General features: G+C 54.7%; 1 protein-coding gene. It reads right to left on the bottom strand.

The annotated features are described in order from the left end of the window. Positions 1–374: hypothetical protein (locus CJ255_RS22310; RefSeq protein ID WP_217352533.1), on the bottom strand; the 374-nt coding region annotated here is incomplete at its 3' end. Positions 375–519 lie beyond the last annotated feature (145 nt).

The following is a 519-nucleotide window of genomic DNA, read 5'->3' as shown; positions in this document are numbered from 1 at the left end:
CAATGAGGATCATCATCAGCCAACACCGCGAGGCTCAACACCGGCCCATTCTGGCGGTCGAAGAGGCGCACATGGTAGCGGCACATGCGCTTGGTAAAGTCAACATCGCGTTGCGCCTGGATCTCCAGATGGATAAAGATGGTCATCTCTTCGCCGTTGTGCCACGCAACGCGAATGAGTTTGTCCACGCGCAACTTGCCCGTATTGGCTTCGGGGTTGATCTGTTCAAGCTCCTTGTCGCAGAAGATCAGTGGCTGGTGCCAGTCAATCCTCGCAGCAACCTTGGGGAAGAAGAGCTGTAAACAGGCGGGCATGTAGTGTTCCAGCGCGTACTTCCAAGCGCCATCAACATCGGCAGCGGTCTGTGCATCCATAGCCACTCCTCACGGTACAACAGTCTCTATAAGATCTACCGCTGGAAGAGGCCAAAAGATACGCTTTTGGGTAATAAGGGGTCATAGGGAAGAACCTTGTTCTTCCCTATGACCCGCTCGTACGCTCCTTACCCTACCCCCCACC

The sequence above is a fragment of the Candidatus Viridilinea mediisalina genome (genome assembly GCF_002532535.1).
GTDB lineage: Bacteria > Chloroflexota > Chloroflexia > Chloroflexales > Chloroflexaceae > Viridilinea > Viridilinea mediisalina.
The sequence above is the reverse complement of the archived record's forward strand: the minus strand, read 5'-3'. Positions and strand labels throughout refer to the sequence as shown.